Origin of the sequence: Aphanothece microscopica RSMan92 (assembly GCF_046613545.2) — a bacterium.
Lineage (GTDB): Bacteria > Cyanobacteriota > Cyanobacteriia > PCC-6307 > Cyanobiaceae > NIES-981.
This window is the reverse complement of sequence record NZ_JBKKKY020000288.1, coordinates 1-708: the sequence shown is the minus strand read 5'-3', so window position 1 is coordinate 708 and position 708 is coordinate 1. Positions and strand designations below refer to the sequence as shown.

The 708-nt window shown below is 68.5% G+C and carries 1 protein-coding gene; it reads right to left on the bottom strand.

Annotation, left to right across the window (positions count from 1 at the left end):
- A partial coding sequence (locus ACLD7X_RS17555; RefSeq protein WP_411424978.1) for a tetratricopeptide repeat protein occupies window positions 1-690 on the bottom strand: 690 nt, incomplete at its 3' end.
- Window positions 691-708: the final 18 nt, after the last annotated feature.

The window sequence follows — 708 nt, the reverse complement described above, 5'->3', positions numbered from 1 at the left end:
GGGCGGATCAAGCGTGAGTGCGCGCGCCCACTGAAACCGCGCCTCGCGCTCCCGGCCAAGCCGCCAGTAGAGATCGCCCAAGTGGTCGTTGATCTCCACGTCGCCCGGTGAAAGGGCGATGGCGCGCTCCAGATAGACGAGCGCTTCCTCGTAGCGGCCGAGCTTGAACAGAGCCCAGCCCAGGCTGTCGATGATCGGCCCGGAGCGCGGGCGCTGCGCTACGGCTTTGCGCAGCATCTCGAGGGCCTGCTCCACATTCACGCCCATTTCCACCCAGGTGTAGGCGAGATAATTGGCGACGTCGGGCTGATCGGGCGAGAGTTCCAGCGCTCGCTTCAGATCGGCTTCGGCCTCCTGCCAGCGTCCCGTGCGTTCGCGCAGCGCGCCGCGCGCGAAATAGAGACGCCAGTCCGCACGCGCTTCCTGCGCGCCGCCTGCCCGCATCGCCTGATCGAACACCGCCTCCGCTTCCGCGTAGCGCCGCTCTGCGCGCAGCACATCGCCCTTGGCGAGCAGAACCCGGCGCGCACCCGTGGCGGCATAGGCGGCGTCCAGCAGGTCTATCGCGTCTTGCGCGCGGCCCTGCTGCTGCAGCAGATAGGCCATGTCAGCCTGGGTAATCGCGGCATAGGGCGATGTGGCGGGCACAGCGGCATAGACCGCCAGCGCATCGCGCTGCCGGCCGCTCATCGCTAGCGCATCGCCCAA